22 protein-coding genes and 1 tRNA gene are annotated in these 19,240 nt (G+C 68.5%); 15 read left to right on the plus strand and 8 right to left on the minus strand.

Annotated elements, in window-relative coordinates; all coding sequences use genetic code 11:
- Window positions 1–10: 10 nt before the first annotated feature.
- Window positions 11–1,963 (minus strand): sensor domain-containing diguanylate cyclase, encoded by a 1,953-nt coding sequence (locus tag OOB33_RS02050; protein WP_271007451.1) that lies wholly within the window; start codon window positions 1,961–1,963, stop codon window positions 11–13.
- Window positions 1,960–2,742: a substrate-binding periplasmic protein gene (locus OOB33_RS02055; RefSeq protein WP_442952983.1), complete on the minus strand. Its 783-nt coding sequence runs from the start codon at window positions 2,740–2,742 to the stop codon at window positions 1,960–1,962. Before OOB33_RS02055 ends, OOB33_RS02050 begins: the two co-directional genes overlap by 4 nt.
- A gap of 227 nt (window positions 2,743–2,969) precedes the next feature.
- Between OOB33_RS02055 and OOB33_RS02060 the strand changes: the two genes are divergently transcribed.
- The 11 genes from OOB33_RS02060 to OOB33_RS02110 all read left to right on the plus strand — a co-directional run bounded on the left by OOB33_RS02060 (window position 2,970) and on the right by OOB33_RS02110 (window position 10,999).
- A complete protein-coding gene (locus OOB33_RS02060) occupies window positions 2,970–3,371 on the plus strand; it encodes a hypothetical protein (protein ID WP_271007452.1) in 402 nt (133 codons plus the stop codon).
- 85 nt (window positions 3,372–3,456) lie between these two features.
- A complete protein-coding gene (locus OOB33_RS02065) occupies window positions 3,457–3,663 on the plus strand; it encodes a zinc-finger domain-containing protein (RefSeq protein WP_102769108.1) in 207 nt (68 codons plus the stop codon).
- A gap of 5 nt (window positions 3,664–3,668) precedes the next feature.
- Window positions 3,669–4,121, plus strand: coding sequence for a YybH family protein (locus tag OOB33_RS02070; RefSeq protein ID WP_102769107.1), 453 nt, complete (start codon window positions 3,669–3,671; stop codon window positions 4,119–4,121).
- A gap of 26 nt (window positions 4,122–4,147) precedes the next feature.
- Window positions 4,148–5,173 (plus strand): YheT family hydrolase, encoded by a 1,026-nt coding sequence (locus tag OOB33_RS02075; protein WP_271007453.1) that lies wholly within the window; start codon window positions 4,148–4,150, stop codon window positions 5,171–5,173.
- A 136-nt stretch (window positions 5,174–5,309) separates the two neighbouring features.
- Window positions 5,310–6,311 carry an ABC transporter ATP-binding protein gene (locus tag OOB33_RS02080; RefSeq protein WP_271007454.1) on the plus strand — a complete coding sequence of 334 codons (1,002 nt, stop codon included), beginning with the start codon at window positions 5,310–5,312 and terminating at the stop codon, window positions 6,309–6,311.
- Window positions 6,308–7,078 (plus strand): ABC transporter permease, encoded by a 771-nt coding sequence (locus tag OOB33_RS02085; protein WP_102769104.1) that lies wholly within the window; start codon window positions 6,308–6,310, stop codon window positions 7,076–7,078. The genes OOB33_RS02080 and OOB33_RS02085 overlap by 4 nt, the downstream gene beginning before the upstream one ends.
- 39 nt (window positions 7,079–7,117) lie before the next feature.
- Window positions 7,118–7,678, plus strand: a complete 561-nt coding sequence (locus tag OOB33_RS02090; protein WP_271007455.1) for a DUF2946 family protein — start codon at window positions 7,118–7,120, stop codon at window positions 7,676–7,678.
- Window positions 7,679–7,822: 144 nt separating this feature from the next.
- Window positions 7,823–8,722, plus strand: coding sequence for a TraB/GumN family protein (locus OOB33_RS02095; protein ID WP_271007456.1), 900 nt, complete (start codon window positions 7,823–7,825; stop codon window positions 8,720–8,722).
- The gene (locus tag OOB33_RS02100) at window positions 8,709–9,803 is read left to right on the plus strand and encodes a sensor histidine kinase (RefSeq protein WP_271007457.1); all 1,095 of its coding nucleotides are present in this window, start codon (window positions 8,709–8,711) and stop codon (window positions 9,801–9,803) included. Before OOB33_RS02095 ends, OOB33_RS02100 begins: the two co-directional genes overlap by 14 nt.
- Window positions 9,800–10,531, plus strand: a complete 732-nt coding sequence (locus OOB33_RS02105; protein ID WP_271007458.1) for a LytR/AlgR family response regulator transcription factor — start codon at window positions 9,800–9,802, stop codon at window positions 10,529–10,531. The genes OOB33_RS02100 and OOB33_RS02105 overlap by 4 nt, the downstream gene beginning before the upstream one ends.
- Before the next feature lie 102 nt (window positions 10,532–10,633).
- Complete coding sequence (locus tag OOB33_RS02110) at window positions 10,634–10,999, plus strand: DUF2845 domain-containing protein (protein WP_271007459.1); 366 nt, start codon at window positions 10,634–10,636, stop codon at window positions 10,997–10,999.
- A 15-nt stretch (window positions 11,000–11,014) separates the two neighbouring features.
- Here the strand turns inward: OOB33_RS02110 and OOB33_RS02115 are convergent, their stop codons facing one another.
- Both OOB33_RS02115 and OOB33_RS02120 read right to left on the minus strand, forming a co-directional pair.
- Window positions 11,015–11,806, minus strand: a complete 792-nt coding sequence (locus OOB33_RS02115; protein WP_133155277.1) for a hypothetical protein — start codon at window positions 11,804–11,806, stop codon at window positions 11,015–11,017.
- A 196-nt stretch (window positions 11,807–12,002) separates the two neighbouring features.
- Window positions 12,003–12,557 carry a c-type cytochrome gene (locus OOB33_RS02120; protein WP_102769097.1) on the minus strand — a complete coding sequence of 185 codons (555 nt, stop codon included), beginning with the start codon at window positions 12,555–12,557 and terminating at the stop codon, window positions 12,003–12,005.
- Window positions 12,558–12,713: 156 nt separating this feature from the next.
- Between OOB33_RS02120 and OOB33_RS02125 the strand changes: the two genes are divergently transcribed.
- Window positions 12,714–12,788 (plus strand) — tRNA-Arg (locus OOB33_RS02125).
- 104 nt (window positions 12,789–12,892) lie between these two features.
- Here the strand turns inward: OOB33_RS02125 and OOB33_RS02130 are convergent.
- Window positions 12,893–13,558: a hypothetical protein gene (locus tag OOB33_RS02130; protein ID WP_271007460.1), complete on the minus strand. Its 666-nt coding sequence runs from the start codon at window positions 13,556–13,558 to the stop codon at window positions 12,893–12,895.
- A gap of 6 nt (window positions 13,559–13,564) precedes the next feature.
- Window positions 13,565–13,786 (minus strand): hypothetical protein, encoded by a 222-nt coding sequence (locus OOB33_RS02135; protein ID WP_102769095.1) that lies wholly within the window; start codon window positions 13,784–13,786, stop codon window positions 13,565–13,567.
- 346 nt (window positions 13,787–14,132) lie between these two features.
- On the opposite strand from OOB33_RS02135, the gene OOB33_RS02140 reads away from it, so the two are divergent.
- Complete coding sequence (locus OOB33_RS02140) at window positions 14,133–15,008, plus strand: DUF1521 domain-containing protein (RefSeq protein WP_271007461.1); 876 nt, start codon at window positions 14,133–14,135, stop codon at window positions 15,006–15,008.
- Window positions 15,009–15,197: 189 nt separating this feature from the next.
- Here the strand turns inward: OOB33_RS02140 and OOB33_RS02145 are convergent, their stop codons facing one another.
- Together OOB33_RS02145 and OOB33_RS02150 are read right to left on the minus strand one after the other, a co-directional pair.
- Window positions 15,198–15,893, minus strand: coding sequence for a hypothetical protein (locus OOB33_RS02145; protein ID WP_271007462.1), 696 nt, complete (start codon window positions 15,891–15,893; stop codon window positions 15,198–15,200).
- Window positions 15,894–15,957: 64 nt separating this feature from the next.
- Window positions 15,958–17,058: a hypothetical protein gene (locus tag OOB33_RS02150; protein ID WP_271007463.1), complete on the minus strand. Its 1,101-nt coding sequence runs from the start codon at window positions 17,056–17,058 to the stop codon at window positions 15,958–15,960.
- Window positions 17,059–17,311: 253 nt separating this feature from the next.
- On the opposite strand from OOB33_RS02150, the gene OOB33_RS02155 reads away from it, so the two are divergent.
- Together OOB33_RS02155 and OOB33_RS02160 are read left to right on the plus strand one after the other, a co-directional pair.
- Window positions 17,312–18,400, plus strand: a complete 1,089-nt coding sequence (locus OOB33_RS02155; protein WP_271007464.1) for a LysM peptidoglycan-binding domain-containing protein — start codon at window positions 17,312–17,314, stop codon at window positions 18,398–18,400.
- A 124-nt stretch (window positions 18,401–18,524) separates the two neighbouring features.
- The gene (locus tag OOB33_RS02160) at window positions 18,525–19,226 is read left to right on the plus strand and encodes a lysozyme inhibitor LprI family protein (RefSeq protein ID WP_271007465.1); all 702 of its coding nucleotides are present in this window, start codon (window positions 18,525–18,527) and stop codon (window positions 19,224–19,226) included.
- The last annotated feature ends 14 nt before the right edge of the window (window positions 19,227–19,240 follow it).

The raw sequence follows: 19,240 nt of genomic DNA on the forward strand, positions 1-19,240 counted from the left end.
CATTGTAGGGTTATGTTTGAAAACGGCCTCGATTCAGCGGGCGCGCCAAGTCGTCTCGCAGCCAGGGCCGGCCGGCGCGCTTGTTGCGATACATGGCATCGTCGGCGCTCTTGGCCAGGCTCAGCTCGTCCTGACCGTCGTCGGGGAACAGGGCCAGGCCCAGTGAGCAGGTGATCTCCAGACGCACGCCGCCCAGCTCCATGGGCTGGGCCACCTGGGTGTAGATCTTGTCCGCCACGCCCTGAGCCGATTCGCGGCTGAGGGCCCCGCTGAGCAAGACCACGAACTCATCGCCGCCGATGCGGCCCACGGTGTCGGTCTCGCGCACCGCAGCCTTGATGCGGCGCGCCACCGTCTGCAAGAGCTGGTCGCCCACAGCATGGCCGAACTGGTCGTTGATGGGCTTGAAGCGATCCAGGTCCAGCAGGATCAGGCCCACCGGCTCGTGGTAGCGCCGGGCATGGGCCAGGGCGAAGCGCAGGCGCTCGTCGAAATGCGCGCGGTTGGCCAGCTCGGTCAGCGGGTCGTGCAAGGCCATGAAGCGCACTCGCTCCTCGGACTGGCGGCGGGCATTGATGTCCGACAGCGTGCCGATCATGCGCAGGGGCTGCTGCTGGCGATTGCGCTCGACCACGGTGCCGCGAGCCAGCACCCAGTTCCAGCGGCCCACACCGCCAGCCACCCGGTACTCGGTGGAGAACTGCGCCTGGCTGCCGTCCAGGCAGGCCTGGGCCTCGCTGCGCACGCGCGGCAGGTCCTCGGGGTGGATCAGGCTCCAGAACTGCTCCATGGGCAAATCGGCCGGCAGCGGTGGCAAACCCATCAGCTGCTTCCAGCGCACCGAGCTGCTGAGCCGGCCGTGCGGCAGGTCCCAATCCCAGACACCATCGCCCGCACCTTCTACCGCAAAAGCCCAGCGCTGCTCGCTCTCGCGCAGGGCGCGGGTCATCTGCTCGGCCAGGGCCTGGGCGCGCTCGCGGGCATGACCCAGCATCCAGGCCAGCAGGCTCAGCAGCACGCTCAGCAGCACGCCCATGCGCAAGACATTGGGCGCGTAGTCGGCGCCATGGCGGGCAGCGAAAGCCGGGCCGGCGGACAGTTGCAGGGTCCAGGTGCGACCGCCCAGCACCAGATACTCACGCGCCTGGCGATCACTTGCCGGCGGCGCCTGCACGCCGGCTTGGGCACTGCGCTGCCAACTGGCGTCGGCACGCCGGTAAAGCAGATGGCGTTCCAACAAATCCTGGCCGTCGTACAGCGCCAGCGAGAGCGCGGCCGGCAGCTCACCGTAGAGGCTGGCCATCAGCTCGCCTGCCGCCACCGGCGCCAGCACCCAGGCCTTGAGCGCCTCGCGGCGGGCAGCGGGCGTGTCGGGCAAGGCCACACCGCGGTAGACCGGCAGCGCCAGCACAAAGCCGGGCTGGGCGGGCAGCCCCAGATCGGCCAGATTGAGACGGGCCGACAAGGCCAGGTGGCCGGACTCCTGCGCCTGCTGCAGCAGCTCGCGCAGCGCCGGCTGGGCAGCCAGATCCAGCTGCAAGAGGGCCTGGTTGCGCGCCACGCCGGGCTCCATCTGCATCACCCGGTAGGCGGGTCCGCGCGGCCCGGGCTGGGCCTGCACCCAGGCCAGACCTTGCACCCCGGCGAAATCCGCCCCCAGGGGCAGGGCCTCGACATAACGCCGAAAAGCCTGAGCATCGACTTGAGGGCTGGCCGCGAGAAAGCCCTGTGAACCTTGCAACAGGTGAGCATGGGCGGCCATGCGCTGCTCGATGCGTTCGCTGACGTCGCGCAGGCTGGCGTCAAAAGCCTGGCGCTGCACGGCCTGCTCACGCCTTTGCTCGGAATGCCAGAAGCTCAAGGTCAGGCCCAGACTGATCAGGAACACGGCCAGCGGCAGGCCGCGCCAACGCAGCCAGCGCGCTTGCGAATTCAGGCCCGGCAGGGTCCAGCGCAGTTTCATGGTCGCGCCACCATGGCCCGCGCCAGCTCGGGCTTGAAGTACTTTTCAAAGATGCGCAGCAAACTGCCGTCGGCCTGCATGTCCTGGATCAAGGCGCGCCAGCGTGCTTGCTCGGCGTCGCTCAAACTGGCGCGCGACATGATCAAGCCATGCGGCACCGGCGCATCGCCGAACTCCAGCACCTGGGTCTGCTCGCGTATCCGGGCTGACTCCAGGCTCGGCAGGTCAAAGGGCTCAACGATCATGGCCTGGATCTGGCCGGCCACCAGGGCATCGAACAGTGCCGTCAAGCCGTTGGCGTGGACCAGACGCTGCTGCTCGGCCAGGCGGTCGACCAGACGGTTGGCGCTCTCGCTGTAACGGAAGCTGCGGATCACGCCCAGCTGCAGCTTGCGCTGGCGTTCAAAGTCTTCGAGCGTGCGCACCTGAGCGTCACGCCGCAGCAGCAGCTGGTAACGGTTGCGAAAGCACCAGGCAAAGCTGGCGAACTTCTCGCGCTGCGGATTGCTGATGCCGGAAAGGCTGAAATCGAGCGCCCCGCTTTCGATCAGCTGCCAGATGCGCGCACGTGGCATCAGCGAGACGAAGAACTTGCAACCGCTGCGCCGGGCCATTTCGTCGGCGATGTCCTTGTCGATGCCGCTGCCGGTGGCCGCCGAGTAGAGCAAGCCGTGCTCATGCAAGGCCAGGCTGAATGGGCGCGAACAATCCGGCCCCGGGGTCGGTGCTTGGGCCTGCACGGCCTGCCCGATCAGGCCGAAACCGAGGGCCGCAAACAAGCCGTCGGCCCACAGCCGGCGCCGCTGCCTCGACCCTGAACTCCGTAAGCGCCACCTCACCGTGCGGACTCCCTCATGCCGTCGTTCCCGTGGTCGCTCTTTTCCTGCCGGCGCCTGGATTCGGGATTTCCCTTAGGGGGACTGAGGATACGCCAAAGCCATGACTTGCCCAAGCAGCTTGTGCGAAATCACGGCCGTCCGGGCGCCTTGCACTACCATGCCGGCCCATGAATACATGGATTGGAAGCGCCCTGGCCCTGGTGGCCCTGGTAGGCGGTGGCTTGGTGTACGGCTGGCAAGGGGTGATCCTGGCCCTGACGGTCGTGGTGTTCTGGCTGCTGCTGCAGTTCTCGCGCCTGATGCGGGTGATGCGCGCCGCCTCGGAGGCGCCGATCGGTCGGGTCGAGAGCGCCGTCATGCTCAATGCCAAGCTGCGCGCCGGCATGAAGCTGGTCGATGTGCTGCCGCTGACGCGCAGCCTGGGCCAGAAGATCAGCGAGCAGCCCGAGGTCTATGGCTGGACCGACGCCGGCGGCGTGCGGGTCGAGCTGCACATGGAAGGCGGCACGGTGCGCAGCTGGAGCTTGCTGCGCCCGGAGGACGCTCCGAAAGAGCAACAAGCCTCGTAAAATCAGGGTCTTTGCCGCCGCCGCCCGGGTGCGCTGGCCCGGCCCTCACCTCCCGCCCCTGTTGTTGACACGAAAGAAACCTCCCATGAGCGAAGCCAAATCCATCGTCGAAGTCACGGCTCAGGATGTGCAGGGCCCGGGCGTTGTGGCCTGCCCCAACCCCAAGATGACGCAGTGGAGCAGCCACCCCAAGGTCTTCATCGACCTGAGCCATGAAGGCCAGGGCAAGTGCCCCTACTGCGGCACCGTCTACAAGCTGAAAGCCGGCGAAACCCTGCACAGCCACCACTGAGCCGCATGCAGTCGCGCAGCAAAGCTCAGGCCGCCGCCCTGCTGGCCTCGCCCGAGGACACCGAACAGCAGTTCTACGAAGCCCTGCAGCAGGCCGATCTGGACCGGCTGATGGAGGTCTGGGCCGACGAGGAGGAAATCTCCTGTGTCCACCCCGGCGGCCCGCGCGTCGTGGGCCTGGGCGCGATCCGCGCCGCCTTCGAGACCGTCTTTCTGCAAGGCGCCATCCCAGCCCACCCCGAGCGCGTGCGGCGCCTGCACACCGGCGACACCGCCATCCACCAGGTGCTGGAGCGCGTGCAGGTGGACGGCCCGGACGGCCAGCAAAGCGCCTGGGTGATCGCCACCAATGTCTACCTCAAGACCGCCTTCGGCTGGCGCATGGTGCTGCACCACGCCAGCCCGGGCAGCGCGCATGACATCCAGGAAGTGATCGAAGAGCCTTCGGTGCTGCACTGAAGGCCGACACCCCGAACCGTTCCGAGATGCAGTACTCCGCGCCGCGCTGGCTGCCCGGCGGCCACGCCCAGACCATCTGGTCTGCCCTCTGGGCCCGCCACCACGGCGGCCCGGCCCTGCGCTTCCAGCGCCAGCGCTGGGACACGCCGGACGGCGATTTCATCGACGTCGACTGGCTCAACTACGCCCCGCCCGAAGCCGGCGACGACGCCTTCTGGCCCCTGCCCGCCATCCCGCCCGAGGGCACGCCACGGCCGCCGCTGCTGGTGCTCTTCCATGGCCTGGAGGGCAGCTCGCAAAGCCAGTACGCCCAAGCCTTTGCCACCGTCGCGCGCTCGCGCGGCTGGGCCTGCTCCCTGCCGCATTTCCGCGGCTGCTCGGGCGAGCTGAACCATGCGCCACGCGCCTACCACTCGGGCGATTTCGAAGAGATCGCCTGGATCCTGGCCCGTTGCAAGCAGCAGCACGGCGGCCCGGTGCTGGCCGTGGGCATCTCGCTGGGCGGCAATGCCTTGCTGCGCTGGGCCGAGGAGCATGGCCAGAGCGCCGCCCTGACCGCCCGCGCCGTGGCCGCCGTCTGCTCGCCCATCGACCTGGCCGCCTCGGGCCGGGCCATCGGCAGCGGCTTCAGCCGCCTGGTCTACACCCGCATGTTCCTCAAGACCATGGTGCCCAAGGCCCTGCGCAAGCTGGAGCAGCACCCGGGCCTGTTCGATGGCGAACGCCTGCGCCGCGCCCGCGATCTCTACGAGTTCGACAACATCTTCACCGCCCCGCTGCACGGTTTCCGCGACACCGAGGACTACTGGGCGCGCGCCTCGGCCAAGCCGCATCTACGCCGCATCGGCATCCCGGCCCTGGTGCTTAATGCCCGCAACGACCCCTTTGTGCCGGCGCACAGCCTGCCGCAGGCGCGCGATGTCGGCGCCTTCGTCACGCTCTGGCAGCCGGCCCACGGCGGCCATGTCGGATTCACCCACGGCAAGCCGCCGGGCGAGGTCTTCACCATGCCCGAGCAGGTCTGCGACTGGCTGAGCCGGGCGCTGGGTTGAGTCGCCACGGCAGCCATTCATTGCGGACTTCCTGCCATTCAACGGCGTAGCAGCCTGCTCGTCCGGCCCAGGCTGACACCGTCAAGTTGCGCCCTTATGCTGCCTCCGACCCGATCAAGGGCAGGAGGAACAGGGCATGGACCCAGAACGGTCGACGAACGACACAACAGCCGGACTCTTGCTGCAGCTCCAGCAGGCCAGCAAGCACTACACACGGGGCGGCGGCTCGGTCCAAGCGCTGGACCAATTTGACCTGGAGCTGAAAGCCGGCGAAGTGATCGGCCTGCTCGGGCCGAATGGCTCGGGCAAGACCACCTTGGTCAAGATCCTGACCGGGCTCTGCGACGCCGACCAGGGCGAGCTGCGCTGGCGCAAAGACCCCGCTCGGGCGGCTGGCCAGCCCGGCCCCCATTTGCGCGAGATCGGCGTGTTGCTGGAGGGCCGCGGCGCCGCCTACGAGCGCCTGACCACCCTGGAGAACGCGCGTTACTTCTGCGAGCTGCGTGAGCAGCGCTTCAGCCTCGATCGCTGCCGGCAGATGGCCGATCTGCTGGGCCTGAGTGATCTCGACACGCCGATCCGCCAGCTTTCCACCGGCAACAAGCTGCGCGCCGCCCTGATCGGCGCCCTGATCCACCGGCCGGCCCTGGTGCTGCTGGACGAGCCGACGCTGGGCCTGGACCTGGAAGGCGTGGAGCGCCTGCACGCGCTGGTGCACCAGGGCGCGGCCGAAGGCCAGACCTTTCTGATCGGCTCGCACGATCTGCATTTCATCGAGCGCCTGTGCCCGCGCATCGTCTGCATCCACCGCGGGCGCAAGCGCTTTGACGGCGCTCGTGAGGCCTTTGTGCACCAGGACTACCGCTACCGCCTGGTGGTGCGCAGCGAGCAGGCCTGCCCGCCGCCGCCCGAATGGCTGGGCCCGAGGGACTGGCAAGCAGCGCCGGGCGAGGCCGGCGGCTGGAGCCTGCCCTTGCGCGACCCGCCCGAGGCGGCCCGGCTGATGGCCGAATGGGCCGCCTGGCTGGGCCGCTGCAGCGCGCTGCAGCTGCGCGCGATCGAGCTGCGCGAGCATTACCTGGAACACCTCGGCCTGTCCGCCACTGAAACCTCCTTCGAGGGAGCACCCACCCCATGAGCACCCGCCGCCCCTGGATTCGCCATGGCCTCAACGAGGCCCGCCGCAGCCTGGCCCTGGCGCGGCGCTACTGGGTCGAGGCCGTGCTGGGCATCGGCTTCATCTTCAGCCTGTTCGGCGGCCTGGTCTTCGCCGTGCTCAAGGCCAGCGGCCAGTCCCTGGATTCGGGCCAGGCCGATGGGCTGATCATCGGCTTTGCCCTGTGGATGTTTGCCAGCGGCCTGGCCCATGGCAGCGCCCAAGAGATCGTCGAAGAGACGCAGCAGCGCACGCTGGAGCAGCTGCAGCTGGCACCAATGAGCCTGGGCCAGCTGTTGACCGTACGACTGTTGCTGCAAAGCGTGGTGGGCCTGATCTTGCTGGTGCTCACGCTCGGTGTGATCGCCTGGCTGACCGACGGGCGCGTGCAGCTGAGCCTGCCTGCCCTGGGCCTGGCCGTGCTGGGTGCACCGTCCATGGCCGGCCTGGGCTATGCGCTGGCGGGCCTGAGCCTGCTGGTCAAGCGCGGCGAGCTGCTGATGATGGCGGCCTATCCTTTGGTGATCGGCCTGGTGTCACTACCGGCGCTGCCGCTCTCGGGCTTGTCGGCCCTGCCCTATGCCCTGGCCGCCGCCGCAGCACGCGCGGCCGCGGGCGGCCAGACCTTTCCGGTCGAGGTCTGGGCCTGGGTGGCGCTGAACAGCGCCGTGTTCCTGGCCGCGGGTCTGGCGATCTTTCGGGCCTGCCTGCGACAGGCGCGCCATCTGGGCGTGCTGGGTCACATCTGAACGAGGCGCGGGCCAGTCCGCCGAACCTACACTGGCGGCATGGATGCAATCGTCGAAGCGGCCCTGAAAAAATGGCCCAATGTGCCGCACTGCTACGGCTGGCTGGCCCTGGATGCCCGGGGCGATTGGTATATGCGCGACGAGCGCTGCCAGGCGGCGGGCTCGTTTCCGCAGGTCAAGGGCAGCCGCGTCACGCACGAGAAGCTGCGCGAGTTCATCGCCCGCAATTACGCGGCCGACGCGCGCGGCGCCTGGTTCTTTCAGAACGGCCCGCAGCGCGTGTACCTGCAGCTGGAGGCCGCGCCCTGGGTCTGGCGCGTCGATGCCGCAGCCCTGCAGCCGGGCGGCACGGTGCAGAGCCACACCGGCTTGAGCACCACCGTCAGCGCCAGCTGGCTGGATGAGCAGGACCGCCTGTTCCTGAGCACGCCGCTGGGCCTGGGCCTGGTGCACAGCCTGGACATGGACTGGGCCGCCCAGGCCGTGGAGCAGGGCCTGTGGGCGCCCGAGTTCTGCCGCCATGCCGATTTGCTGCAGCGCTTTGGCGTGTGCCTGGCGCCCGAGGTGAATGTGGCCGCAGGGGCCGCAGCGGCCGGCTGACCGTTCGGCCCGGCTTTGCTGCCGCTGGCCCTGAAAGCAGGCGACAGGCGCGAAGGTGACCGGCACAGTGCAGCCGGCTGACACCCCCACAGCGCCATGTTCGACCCTCTTTCACTGCCTGATTGACCGCACGATTCACCGCCCATGAAACCGTCCCGCCTCGCCATCGCTTGCCTGCTGCCCCTGCTCACCGCCTTCACGGCGCCGAGCCTGGGCAGCCCGGCCGCCCCCGACACCCCGCCTGCCGCGCAGGCCGATTACCGACCCGCCCTGTGGTCGGTGGAGCATCAGGGCCGGCGCTCCTGGCTGTTCGGCGCCCTGCCATGGAGCGAAGCCGGCGTGACGGCGCTGCCCGGCACGGTCCAGCAGGCCCTGACCGAGAGCGATCAGCTGGCCAGTGAGTTGCGCATGCCGGTCGCACCCAGCGAGGCCGCCCCCTTGCTGGCTGCACTGCGCCAACCCGGTGCTTCCTTCCGCGCCACCCTGCCGGCCGATCTGCTCGGCGACTTTGATCAGCTGTGCAAGCAGCAAGGCCTGCCCTGCAGCGCCCTGGACAGCCTGCCGCCCTTCTTCGTGGTGGCCGCCCTGCACAAGCTGATGGCCCAGAAAGCCGGCCTGCAAAGCCAGGAACAGCACAGCAGCATGAACCTGGTGCACCGGGCCATGAAGGACAAGCCCTTGCTGGAGCTGGAAGGGCTGCAGGCCGGCTTCCAGCTGCTGCAGTCCATCCCCGAGGCCGACCAGCAGGCCCTGCTGCGCCGCCTGCTGATCAGCCAGGGCCAGGACAGCGTGCAGAGCTATGCCGCCTGGCGCCGCGGCGATATGGCGGCCTTGCAAGCCAGCTTCGAGAGCTCGGCCTTCGCACCGGCCACGCGCGAGCGCATCCAGCGCGAACGTGACCAGGCCTGGAGCCTCAAGATCGCCCAGCGCCTGCGAGAAGGCCAGCGACTGTTCGTGGCCGTGGCGCCCGCCCATCTGGGCAGCGAGGGCCTGCCGGCCCTGCTGCAGGCCCAGGGTTTCAAGGTGACGCGTGTCGCGTACTGAGACCCTCGCTCGCGACACCGCCTCCACGGCCTGGCCCCTGTGGCGCCAGGCCGGTTTGCTGCTGTCCTTGTGCGGGCTGCAGGCGCTGCTGATCCTGCTGATCCAGTTCGCCCTGTTCGGCGACCCGGGGCTGCGCCCGGGCACGGTGCAGCGCGTCGGCCTGATGGCCTTGCTGCGCTGGGGCCTGCTGGGCCTGCTGGTCAGCCAGGCACGGCCAGGGCAGCCCTGGGCGCACCGCCTGCCTTTGCTGGCCGCCCTGGCCGCCATCGACGCGCTGTGCATCCACACCCTGACCCAGTGGCTGGGCAGCGGCGTGCCCCTGGACCCCCAGGCCCTGAACCTGAGCCCCGTGCAGCTGCGTTGGATCAGCCAGGGCGGCAGCTGGGTGGTGGCGCTGGCCCAGTACCTGCTGTTCAGCCTGGCCTGGCAAAGCCACCTGGACCGCCGGCAGCGCACCGCGCTGGAGCAGCAGGCGCGCGCGGCCCAGCTGCAGGCCTTGCAGAACCAGCTCAAGCCGCACTTTCTGTTCAATGCCATGAACACCGTGCGCGGCCTGATCTTCGAGAACCCCGAGCGCGCCGCCCATTTGCTGACCGAGCTGTCCACCCTCTTGCGCGCCAGCCTCGAACAAAGTGGCAGCCTTTGCCGCCTCGACGAGGAGTGGCAGCTCTGCCAGCGCTACCTGGCCCTGGAAGCGAGCCGGCTCGAAGATCGATTGCAGCTGGCCATCAGCCTGCCGCCCGCGCTGATGGCCCAGCGCCTGCCGCGCTTTGCCTTGCTGGGCTTGTGCGAGAACGCAATCAAGCATGGCATTGGTGCGCGCCGCGAGGGCGGCCGCCTGCGCATCCATGCGGCGCATGAGGCCGGCAGCCCGCTGTGGACCCTGCGGGTAGAGAACCCGCTGGCACCGCAGGCCGACCCTGCCGCGCGCACCGGCCTGGGCAGCGGTTTGGCCCATCTGAGCGAAAGCCTGCGCCTGCAGCTGGGCAGCACGGCCACATTGCATGCCCGCCCGGAGGCCTCGGGCCTGCAGTTTCACGCTGAACTGCGCCTGCCCTGGCAGGACGCCTGCACCCCATGACGATGATGAAGCCCCCTCACTTGCGCCTGCTGCTGGTGGACGACGAACGCCTGGCCCGGCTGGAGCTGCGCCGCCTGCTGGCAGCGCATGAGGATGTCGAGGTGCTGGCCGAGGCCAGCAGTGGCGAGGAGGCCCTGGCCCTGCACGCCCAGCTGCAGCCCCATGCCCTGCTGCTCGATGTGCAGATGCCCGAGCAGGATGGCCTGGCGGTAGCCCGTGCCCTCAACGCCGAGGCGCGCATCATCTTCTGCACCGCCCATGCCAGCTTTGCGGTCGAGGCCTTCGACCTCAATGCCCTGGACTATCTGGTCAAGCCGGTCGCGGCCGAACGCCTGGCCCAGGCGCTGCAGCGCCTGCGAGCCGAGCTGGAGCCGCGCAGCAGCCCCTATCTGAGCGATGAGCATCGCGTGCTGCTACGCCGCGGCGAGCAGATGGCCCTGATCCGCCTGGGCGACATCGCCCTGATCGAAAGCCGCGACAACTACCTTGAGCTGCACACGCCACAAGGCGTCTTTCTGCTGGCCGGCAGCCTCAGCCGCCTGCTGCCGCGCCTGGACCCGCAGCGCTACCAGCAGATCAACCGCCAGGCACTGGTGCGCCTGGATGCCATCGCCCGCCTGCAGCCCGGCGACGACAGCAGCCTGCAGCTGCAGTTGCACAGCGGCCCGTGGCTGACGGTGTCGCGCCGGCAAAGCCAGGCGCTGCGACAGCGCTTCAGCCTCGGCTGAGGAGGCCCAAGGCCGGCCTCGGTCAACGCCCGCAGCCTGGCGCGCGTTGCACAGGACTGCCGCTTCCCGGGGATTGCCATGCCACCGCTGTTTCGCTCGCCCATGCTTGCCCGCAAACCCTGCCTGGCCGCGCTGGCCTTCAGTGCGCTGCTGCTGACCCCCTCGGCCTGGGCCTTTCGCTGCAATTCCTTTGTCATTGACGCCGGCATGGCCAAGCCCGAGGTGCTGCGCAAATGCGGCACGCCCAGCCTGCAGGAGCAACGCCTCGACCGCCGCGTCATCCGTCTGCGCGTGCCCGCCGCGCCCAACAGCGGCCTGCCACCCGGCAGCACGGTGGAGCTGGAGCGCGAACGCCAGGTGCTGATCGAAGAATGGGTCTACAACTTCGGACCTCAGCAGTTCATGCAGCAGCTGGTGTTCGAGGACGGCCGTTTGGTGTCCGTCAAGGACCTTGGTTACGGCAGCTGATCCTGTTGCACCGACTCAGGGCGCTGTGCGATGCGCCTCGGCCTCGCGCAGCTGGGCAATCGCCGCCCACCAACGCTCCATCAGTGCCGCCCGCTCGGCACCGGCATCCTTGCGCTGCACGAGGTAAATGTCCATCTGCAGCAAGGGCTTGCTCAAGACGGCCAGGCCGTGCAGGCTTTGCGCATCGGGTGACAGATTGAGCTCTGGCGCTGCAACCACCGCCAGATCGACGCGACCGGCGCGCAACTTGGCCAGCAACTGCGCCATGCTGTGCGCGGAATCCTCGACGCGCAGGCCGAGACCGAGCAGGGGCTCCGCGGTGATGCGCACCCCAGCCCGCACGCCGATCACGGGCACCTTCCCGCCAGCGCCGAGTCCCCGCAGAGCCTGGCCATCCCAGTCGAGCGTGGAATCCTCGCGCTTGAGCCAGACCAGATGGAGTTGCATCAGGCTGCGTGACGCATCCAGCTGCCCGGCCCGCAGAGGGAACTGCAGTTCCTGCAGATTGACCGGCGTGGGGCCGGCGAGCGCTGCCTCGATCTGCCCCTGATCCAGCATCAGGCGGCAACGACGCGGTGGCAGCCGCAGCAACTCCAGCTCCAAGCCCTGCTGGCGCGCACTGTCCTGCAGCATGCGCTCTACCGTGCCGGGATGCTCCGCCTGGTTGTTCAGGAACGGAGGCGCTTGAAGGTCGGTGACACACACCCGCCAGCGCGTGGGCAGGCCCGCCGATTCGGCCGCCCGAACGGCGGCCGGCCCAGCCGCACACAAGGCCAGGATCAGCATGAGCGGAGCAAGCCGGTTCATGGCCTTGAGCTTACTGCAGGCTACCACCGGCAGGCCAGCCGCCCCGGCACAAGGCGTCGCGCGCAAGACCTGGCCCCGCGGCCCGAACGGCAGGCGCGCACAAAGCCAAAAACACGCGGCGAAAAAAAGCCGACCCGAGGGTCGGCTGTCGGTGCGGCGCATGCTCGGGACATGCCCGAGCTCGCCACATTGCGCATCAGTTGGCGGCCGAAGCTGCCGCGGCCGGGGCCTTGGGCTCGTCGAACTTGGCACCGCCCTGGTTGGCCATGTAGACCACGGCGCGGGAGATTTCGAAATCGCTGAAATCGCCACCGCCCTGTGCGCCCATGGCGCCCTTGCCCTTGAGGGCCGAGGTCAGCAGTGCGTCATAACCAGTCTTCACGCGCGGGCCCCAGGCGGCTTCGTCGCCCAGCTTGGGGGCGCCGGCAGCGCCGGTCGAGTGGCAGGCCGCGCACTGGGCCTGGAACACCTGCTCGCCGGTCTTCAGGGCGGCGACATTGTTCATGTCCTTCAGCTCGATCGCGCCGATGGGCTGGATGCGGGCGGCCACAGCCTGTGCTTCCAGGGCCTCGGTACCGGCAGACGGCTTGGAGTCGCTGGTCACATAGTTGGCCAGCAGAATGATGACGATGACAGGAACGACAAAGGCAAAGAACACGGCCCAGGCCAGTTGCTTGGGCGTCTTGATCGGGCCTTCATGGGCTTCGTCAGCATGATCGTGCTCGTGTGCGTGATTCTGGTTTCCGCTCATGAAATCCTCGTTGGCGTCGGCAAGGGAAGATGCAATGCCCGGCGGTTCACCGGACGCAAAACCGGCAGATTATATCTGTCAGCACCTGGGGCTGACTGCAAGGATTGACGCTCGTCACGGCGGGCGCGGCCGCTGAGGTTAGAATGCGCGCTCCCGGCGACCGTGGTGAAGTGGATATCATTGGGCCCTCCGAAGGCTTAGGCGCAAGTTCGATTCTTGCCGGTCGCACCACCGGATACCTCCCTGTCAGCAAGCCCCGATATTGCGGCGCTTGCTGAAGACCCGCCGCAAGCTGCGGCGCGGCCCCGATCTCCCCCACACCCAGAGCCCAATGTTCAGCGCGAGCCCCAGCCGGCCAGTGCGCTGAGCCCATGAGCTCGCACCGGCATGGCGCCAAGCACCTGCTGGCACAAGGCATCGGGCGACTGGCCCTGGGCCCAGGCTTCGGCGAACCGCGTCAGCACTTGGCGGGCATGACGGGACAGGCCGCCTTCCACCGGATCGGCCGCCAAGGCCTGCAGGCGTTGAATGTAAAGCTGCCGAGCCGCCTCGCTGCTGTTGATCAGGCGCAGCAAAGCCTGCCCCTGGCGCAGGAACTCAGGCTCAGCCAAGCCCGCCCCCCGAGGCTCATCCTGGCTCAGACAGACCCAATACTCCAAGGGCCCCAGGGAACGCCAGGCACCAAACTGTTGAGCAGCCAGCGAGGCGGCCGAGCCGGAGTGGCTCGGGGCGCCCCAGGCCTGGCGGCGGCCGCTGGGCAGGCGGCCGGTCTGCAGCCCGGCCAACAAGGTCTGGGCCAGCACCGCGCAGGCCTGGGCATCGCCGCGCTCCCCGACCACGGCCAGCAGGTTCAAGAAATCGGGATACAGGGCATCGCCCAAGCTGCGGCAGACCTGGTCCAGCAAAGCCAGACGCAGCTCCTCGTCAGGCAGATCCACACATCCGGACAGCAGGGCTTGGGCTGCGGCCGTCCAGTCGGGCTCGCGGCGCGCGTCGGCCATGGACGCTCAACCCTGAGTCCGCATGGCCGCCAGCACGCGCTCGGCATGGGCTTGCACCGAGAGCCCGCGCGCCTGCGGCTCGACCTCGGCGCGCAAGAGTGCCGCAGCCCCACCCATGGACGGAGTCGAAGGCGAACCCAGGGAGGCCAACCCTGCCGCGGGCGCAGCCACAGGCAGCGCCCCGTGAGGGAGGCTGAAGGCAAACGCAGAGCTGGCAAGCGTGTTCATGAATGAAGAGGGGCTGGGTGCATCGTTCGAGGCCCGAAGCCTAAGCCGGCAGAGCTGCTTTGGAAATTGCGGCTGTTCCTAATCGCCCGCCGCTGCGGCACTGCATTCGATCGATTGCGGACAGCCCTAGTTGCGGTCATCCGCATTGCGAACGCCCCCAACTTACGCGTCGGCTTGCAAATCGTTTCAATGACCAGGCAGTTGATCGCGGTTGGCTACTGATGCCACTGCGACGCCCAAACCTTGCATCCCGACGGATGCAAAACGGGCGAGGTTCCAACACCCATGAGTCTTTTCAAGCACTCATTCATTCATCCACTGAACTTATTGCAAGGAGAGCCCGACCATGTTCACCAACTCTGTTTCGTCGGCCAGCGCCGGTATCGCCATCGGCGGCTGCGGCCCCGTCGACCGCAGCAACCCCAGCCACGCCAGCACCTCGATGCAGGGCGGCAAGGCGGTGTTCGAGAACGACAACTACCGCATCACCGCGGCCGATGCCAACCGCGTGGAGATCACCAACAAGAAGACCGGTGAAAACTATGTGGTCTGGGGCGACCCGCATGTCAATGTCGATGGCCAGCATGCCTTTGACTTCTGGGGCACCACCACCTTCAAGCTCGATGACGGCACCAAGCTGACCTTCGAAACCGTGCCGGCCGGCAACGACATGACCCTACCCAGCAAGCTGACCATCACCAATGGCGACTACGGCGTGCGCATCAGCGGCATCGACACCAACCAGCGCGGCGACCTCAAGATCGACGAAGCCAAGGGCTGGGGCCAGACCCTGGACGGCGTCACCGACGACGGCAATGTGCTGCTCGAGAACGCCAACGGCAAGGGCTTTGTCGCCGTGGACGGCAATGGCAAGCTGGTGCAGGTGAACCAGAACTACATCAACGGCACCGACCTGCAAAAAGGCGGCGCCGCCGCCGCAGCGGCGGCCCAGCAACAGCAGCAGTTGCAGCAGCTGGCCCAGATCTTCCAGGGCGCCTTCCAGGCCATGAGCAGCATCCTCAGCATCAGCCTCAGCGGCGCCCTGCTGCGCAATCTGCTGGGCCAGGACAGCGAAGGCTCGCGCGCCAACACCGGCGTGGCCGGCGGCGGCCGCGCCTGGACCGGCGGCACGGTCAACTTCAACGAAGCCGCCAACCCGCAGGGCTGGGCCCTGAGCGCGCAGCTGAGCTTGAACCTGACGCTGACCCGCTGGCAGGCCTGAGCCGCCATACCGGCCCCGCGGCCGCCAGCCTTCGTCGGCGGCCTTCATCGGCGGTATTCACGGGGCTTGCAGCCCGCTCACCGCACTGGGGAGCGGGCGTTTGCGTTTGGATGGGCGAACCCGCAAGACTTGAGGATGGGCAGCCCCTTCATTTCAGGTGCAAGCCCGAACACCGGCGGCCGCAGCGATCTAGAACACGCGCTCGTAGGCCCCGCTGCGGGCGTCCTGGACGAGTTGGGCCCAGCCATTCATCCACTGCAGACTGGGGCTGTCGGGCTCGCGGTAGCGATGGACGACGAGGGCCTCGACATCCAGCTGCACCGGGGGCATCGAGGCATCACCGGCAGCGGTCGAGGTTGGCAGGAACTGCAGCACCGGCCGGCGCACGCTGTCCATGCCGTCCAGCAGATTGCCCTCGTCCAGATCCAGCGCCCACTGAAAGGCCGGGCGGCGGATCAGGATCAGCTCGCCCAACAGCAGCGCCAGATCCATCAGCAGGGAATACACGATCTCCGGGCCACGCCGATCGCTGGCCAGCCAGACCTCGTCACGCGCCAGCTGCGGCGCGGCTTTCTGGAGCGCGGGAAACACACGCAAGCTCCAGCGGTGCAGGCCATCCAGCAGCGCCGCCGGCTCAGCACCGGCCAGAGCCACCGCCACATCGACCCCGGCCTCGGTGTGCAGGAAGTCGCCGACGATGCCCAACCGCGTCGGGCGCTGAGTCCGCAGATACTCGAGGTTCTCCTGAGCCTGAGCCAGGCTCAGCAACTGCCCATCTCGACGGTAAGCATGGGGCGCCGCATAGACGGGATAGCGCTCACGCAGGCGCTGCAGCAGCGCCTGGCCTTCAGAACGCTCGGTTTTTCGTGTGAGCCAGGACCACATGGAAGGCATCATGCCATGGGGTGCGCGGCGCGGAACCCGGCTCCGATGCAAGCGAATCGCGGCATCAGAACCAGGACTTGAGCGTGTCGAACAGCCCGCGGCCGGCCTGGTCGCCGACCACAGCGCCGGCGATACCTCCGACAACGCCGCCGATCACCGTGCCCACGCCGGGGAAGATGGCTGTGCCCAGGGCTGCGCCGCCGACGGCCCCGCCCCAGCCGCCAGCCGCCCCACCGGCCAGGCCGGAAGCGGCCCGGCCGGTGTGAACCCCGACGCGGTCGCCATCCTTGCGGAAGGCGCTGCCGACCTCGACGGCATCCATCACCAGACCAAGCGGTCGTGCCACCTTGCCCACGCCCTCGAGCACGTGGCCGGCACCACGCAGCAGGCGGTTCTCGCGCAGGGCTTGACCGTCCAGCCCGGCCTGGCGGGCCAGGTCGGAGTCCATGCTGTTGCGACCGACCTTGGATTCGATCTCCAGACGCTGGCTCCGGCGCGGATCCGCAGCCGGGCGATCCACCACCACATCGACCACCCGTGCGCCGCCCTGGCGCGGCTGCTCGATCTCCACCTGCAGGCCCTGGGCACGCCAGCGGTCCGCAATCGCATCGCGTGCCAGGTCGCCGTTGCGGTTGTTGGCCAGGGAGGCTGGGACCCCGGAGCTCTTGCCGAGCGAGCCCGGCGGCACCGGGTTGGCCAGGCGTTCCACGGTAATGCCATGGCTCTCGAGCATGGCACGCAGGCCATCGGTGAAGCCGCTCTTGCCCGTCCAGGCACTGGTCGTGGACACCCACTGCTTGACCAGGATGGGGTTGTCGACCAACAAGCGTCGGCCCTCGCTGGCCCAGGCCTGGCCTGCGGCCGCCAGACCGTTCGGCGCGGCCTCGGCCAAGCCCGCCACCGCGGCCACCACATCCTGGTTGAAGCGCGCCAGCGCGCCGGCATCACGGCCGGCCAATTCGGTCTCGATCGCGGCATGAGCGGCCGAGGCCTTGCCAAAGTCATGCTGGCTGGCCTGCGCCACCCAGCCGGCCAGGCGCCGCGTGTCCAGCTGACCGCTGGCAGAGTCGCGGGCCAGGCTCAGCAGTTCACCGGCGGAGCCGGTTGCCGACGCGGCGCTGCCGGACCTGCCAGCACTGCGGCCGGTGTCGATGGTGGTACTCATGATGATGGACCCTTCTTGCGTGTGCGTGTGTGTTGGCATGTCACTGACCGAAGTCAGCTCGCATCGCTGCGATTGCAGCCCGTCTCGCTGACTCGCGATAGCCGGGGCCGCTCCCAGCTAGCAACGCCCCTAATCGGCGGCATGGGCTCCAGACCCGATTGCGGATGGTCCCGTCTTTCGCCGGCAGCGCACTTCTTCTCCAATGCATGGCATCGGGGCACCGCCCCAAGAGCCAAGGCCAAGGAGCCCAGACATGAACCTCACGAACCCGAGCTACCGCGTGCACAGCGGCGACACCCTCAGCCGCATTGCCAAAAACCATGGCATCAGTGCCGAAGCCTTGATGCAAGCCAATGGCATGGATCCGAAGCTGGCCGACGGCCGTGTGGGCAGCAGCCCCCGCGACCCGGACCGCCTGCGCGTCGGCCAGGTCTTGCGCATCCCGGTGGCCACGCCGGGGCTGGAGCGTGAGCACCGCGTCGTGCCCGGAGAAACCTTGCCCGGCATTGCCGAGCACTGGGGTGTGGATCTCAAGAAGCTGCTGCTGGCCAACCCCTTGGTCGAAGCCGTCAAGTCCCTGCTGGCACGGCTGGAGGCCCCGGCTGCCTCGGCACAGGCAGCAGCAGCGCCGTCTGCCGAACGACCCGCGGCAAACAACAACGGCGGCGGCCTCAACGCCGATACCGAGCTGGGCAAACTCAGCGCTCGCTACGAATCGGGTCGCCGTGGCAGCGCGGCCATTGGCTACGACAACACCGGCGGCTGGTCCTACGGCAAGTACCAGATCGAAACCCAGCGCGGCACCATGGCCAAGTTCCTCGACCACGCCGCCACGCACGCGCCCGAGATGCATCAGGCTCTGAAAGCCGCAGGCGGCCTGGAGGCCGCTCGTGCGGGCACGGCAGAGTTCAAGAAGGCCTGGGTGACCTTGGCCGCTGACCCGCGCTTCGCAGCCCTGCAGCACAGCTTCATTGCCAGCCGGCACTACGAGCCACTGGCGGCCCGACTCAAGGCCGAACAGGGCCTGGACCTGTCGCAGCGCTCAGCAGCGCTGCGCGATGTGGTCTGGTCGGTGGCGGTGCAGCATGGTTCGGGCTCCTCGGTCATCGCCAAGGCGCTGGCGGGACGTGATGTCAGCCAGCTCAAAGATGCCGACATCATCAATGCCATTTACGATGAGCGTGGCGCCGAGAAGCTGGACAAGTCCGGCAAGACGGTGCTGAAGTACTTCTCCAAATCCACGGATGATGTGCAGGCCGGCGTGCGACATCGCTTCGAGCAGGAGCGCAAGCAGGCCTTGCAGATGCTGTCGCCTTTCCCGGCGGCGCCGCATCGTCCTTGACCCCGGCGATCGCCGCTTCCCACCCATGCCTCTCGCTGCCGCCCGCCCTTCTGCCTCCACCTCGGCCCGATCGTGTCGCTGGGGATCACCACTCAGCCGGGGCTGGCGCCTGAAACCACTGAGTTTGCTGCTGCTCGCGCATGCCGCTGCCCTCTCGGCTTCGGCCGTGGGGGCCGCTGCAGAGTCAAGCGCGAGCTCAGGCCCGGCCTTCGACTGCCGCAAAGCCAGCAGCTCGACCGAGAAGGCCATCTGCGCCAGCGCCGAGCTGAGTCAGCTGGACCGGCAGCAGCAGAAGGCCTGGAAGGCCATGAACAGCGCGCTGCAGGAGCATCCGCAGCATGGCGCGCTCAAGCAGGACCAGCTGGCCTGGCTGAAGGCGCGCGATCGCTGCGCGGCCGATGCGGCCTGCATCACCGAGGCCTACCAGGGGCGCCTGAGCCAGCTGCGGGGCGGCGGCCCGCTGCCCTGGGCGGGGGTGTTCGAGCTGCCCGGCACGGGCAGCCTGGCCCTCTACCCGGTGCTGGCCACACCAACCGGCCCGGCGGCTGCAACGCGCTACCGCGTCAGCCTGCAGACGGCCGAGCCCAAGACCTCGCGCTGGACTTGCGAATGGCAGGGCGAGGCCGATCTGCTGCCTGCCAGCGCCACGCAGCCTGCCCGGCTGCAGCTGCTCATGCCCGGCACCAAGCCGGTGGCCGCCAGCCTCCAGGCTGACGGCACGCTGGAGATCGCCAACGACGCGGCCACCCAAGCCGCGGCCGATTCGCTGTGCGGCAACGGCGGCAGCTTTGCGTTTCGCTACCGCCGCAGTTCAGCGGCTCGCTGACGAGTCGCCCCGCC

The sequence above is a fragment of the Paucibacter sp. B51 genome (assembly GCF_027863535.1).
GTDB lineage: Bacteria > Pseudomonadota > Gammaproteobacteria > Burkholderiales > Burkholderiaceae_C > Paucibacter_A > Paucibacter_A aquatilis.

What these genes read in the sequence shown, in the direction of transcription:
- OOB33_RS02050 (WP_271007451.1), bottom strand. Translation starts at nt 1,963, where the DNA reads ATGAAACTGCGCTGGACCCTGCCGGGCCTGAATTCGCAAGCGCGCTGG.
- OOB33_RS02060 (WP_271007452.1), top strand. Translation starts at nt 2,970, where the DNA reads ATGAATACATGGATTGGAAGCGCCCTGGCCCTGGTGGCCCTGGTAGGC.
- OOB33_RS02065 (WP_102769108.1), top strand. Translation starts at nt 3,457, where the DNA reads ATGAGCGAAGCCAAATCCATCGTCGAAGTCACGGCTCAGGATGTGCAG.
- OOB33_RS02070 (WP_102769107.1), top strand. Translation starts at nt 3,669, where the DNA reads ATGCAGTCGCGCAGCAAAGCTCAGGCCGCCGCCCTGCTGGCCTCGCCC.
- OOB33_RS02075 (WP_271007453.1), top strand. Translation starts at nt 4,148, where the DNA reads ATGCAGTACTCCGCGCCGCGCTGGCTGCCCGGCGGCCACGCCCAGACC.
- OOB33_RS02080 (WP_271007454.1), top strand. Translation starts at nt 5,310, where the DNA reads ATGGACCCAGAACGGTCGACGAACGACACAACAGCCGGACTCTTGCTG.
- OOB33_RS02085 (WP_102769104.1), top strand. Translation starts at nt 6,308, where the DNA reads ATGAGCACCCGCCGCCCCTGGATTCGCCATGGCCTCAACGAGGCCCGC.
- OOB33_RS02090 (WP_271007455.1), top strand. Translation starts at nt 7,118, where the DNA reads ATGGATGCAATCGTCGAAGCGGCCCTGAAAAAATGGCCCAATGTGCCG.
- OOB33_RS02095 (WP_271007456.1), top strand. Translation starts at nt 7,823, where the DNA reads ATGAAACCGTCCCGCCTCGCCATCGCTTGCCTGCTGCCCCTGCTCACC.
- OOB33_RS02105 (WP_271007458.1), top strand. Translation starts at nt 9,800, where the DNA reads ATGACGATGATGAAGCCCCCTCACTTGCGCCTGCTGCTGGTGGACGAC.
- OOB33_RS02110 (WP_271007459.1), top strand. Translation starts at nt 10,634, where the DNA reads ATGCTTGCCCGCAAACCCTGCCTGGCCGCGCTGGCCTTCAGTGCGCTG.
- OOB33_RS02115 (WP_133155277.1), bottom strand. Translation starts at nt 11,806, where the DNA reads ATGAACCGGCTTGCTCCGCTCATGCTGATCCTGGCCTTGTGTGCGGCT.
- OOB33_RS02120 (WP_102769097.1), bottom strand. Translation starts at nt 12,557, where the DNA reads ATGAGCGGAAACCAGAATCACGCACACGAGCACGATCATGCTGACGAA.
- OOB33_RS02130 (WP_271007460.1), bottom strand. Translation starts at nt 13,558, where the DNA reads ATGGCCGACGCGCGCCGCGAGCCCGACTGGACGGCCGCAGCCCAAGCC.
- OOB33_RS02135 (WP_102769095.1), bottom strand. Translation starts at nt 13,786, where the DNA reads ATGAACACGCTTGCCAGCTCTGCGTTTGCCTTCAGCCTCCCTCACGGG.
- OOB33_RS02140 (WP_271007461.1), top strand. Translation starts at nt 14,133, where the DNA reads ATGTTCACCAACTCTGTTTCGTCGGCCAGCGCCGGTATCGCCATCGGC.
- OOB33_RS02145 (WP_271007462.1), bottom strand. Translation starts at nt 15,893, where the DNA reads ATGTGGTCCTGGCTCACACGAAAAACCGAGCGTTCTGAAGGCCAGGCG.
- OOB33_RS02150 (WP_271007463.1), bottom strand. Translation starts at nt 17,058, where the DNA reads ATGAGTACCACCATCGACACCGGCCGCAGTGCTGGCAGGTCCGGCAGC.
- OOB33_RS02155 (WP_271007464.1), top strand. Translation starts at nt 17,312, where the DNA reads ATGAACCTCACGAACCCGAGCTACCGCGTGCACAGCGGCGACACCCTC.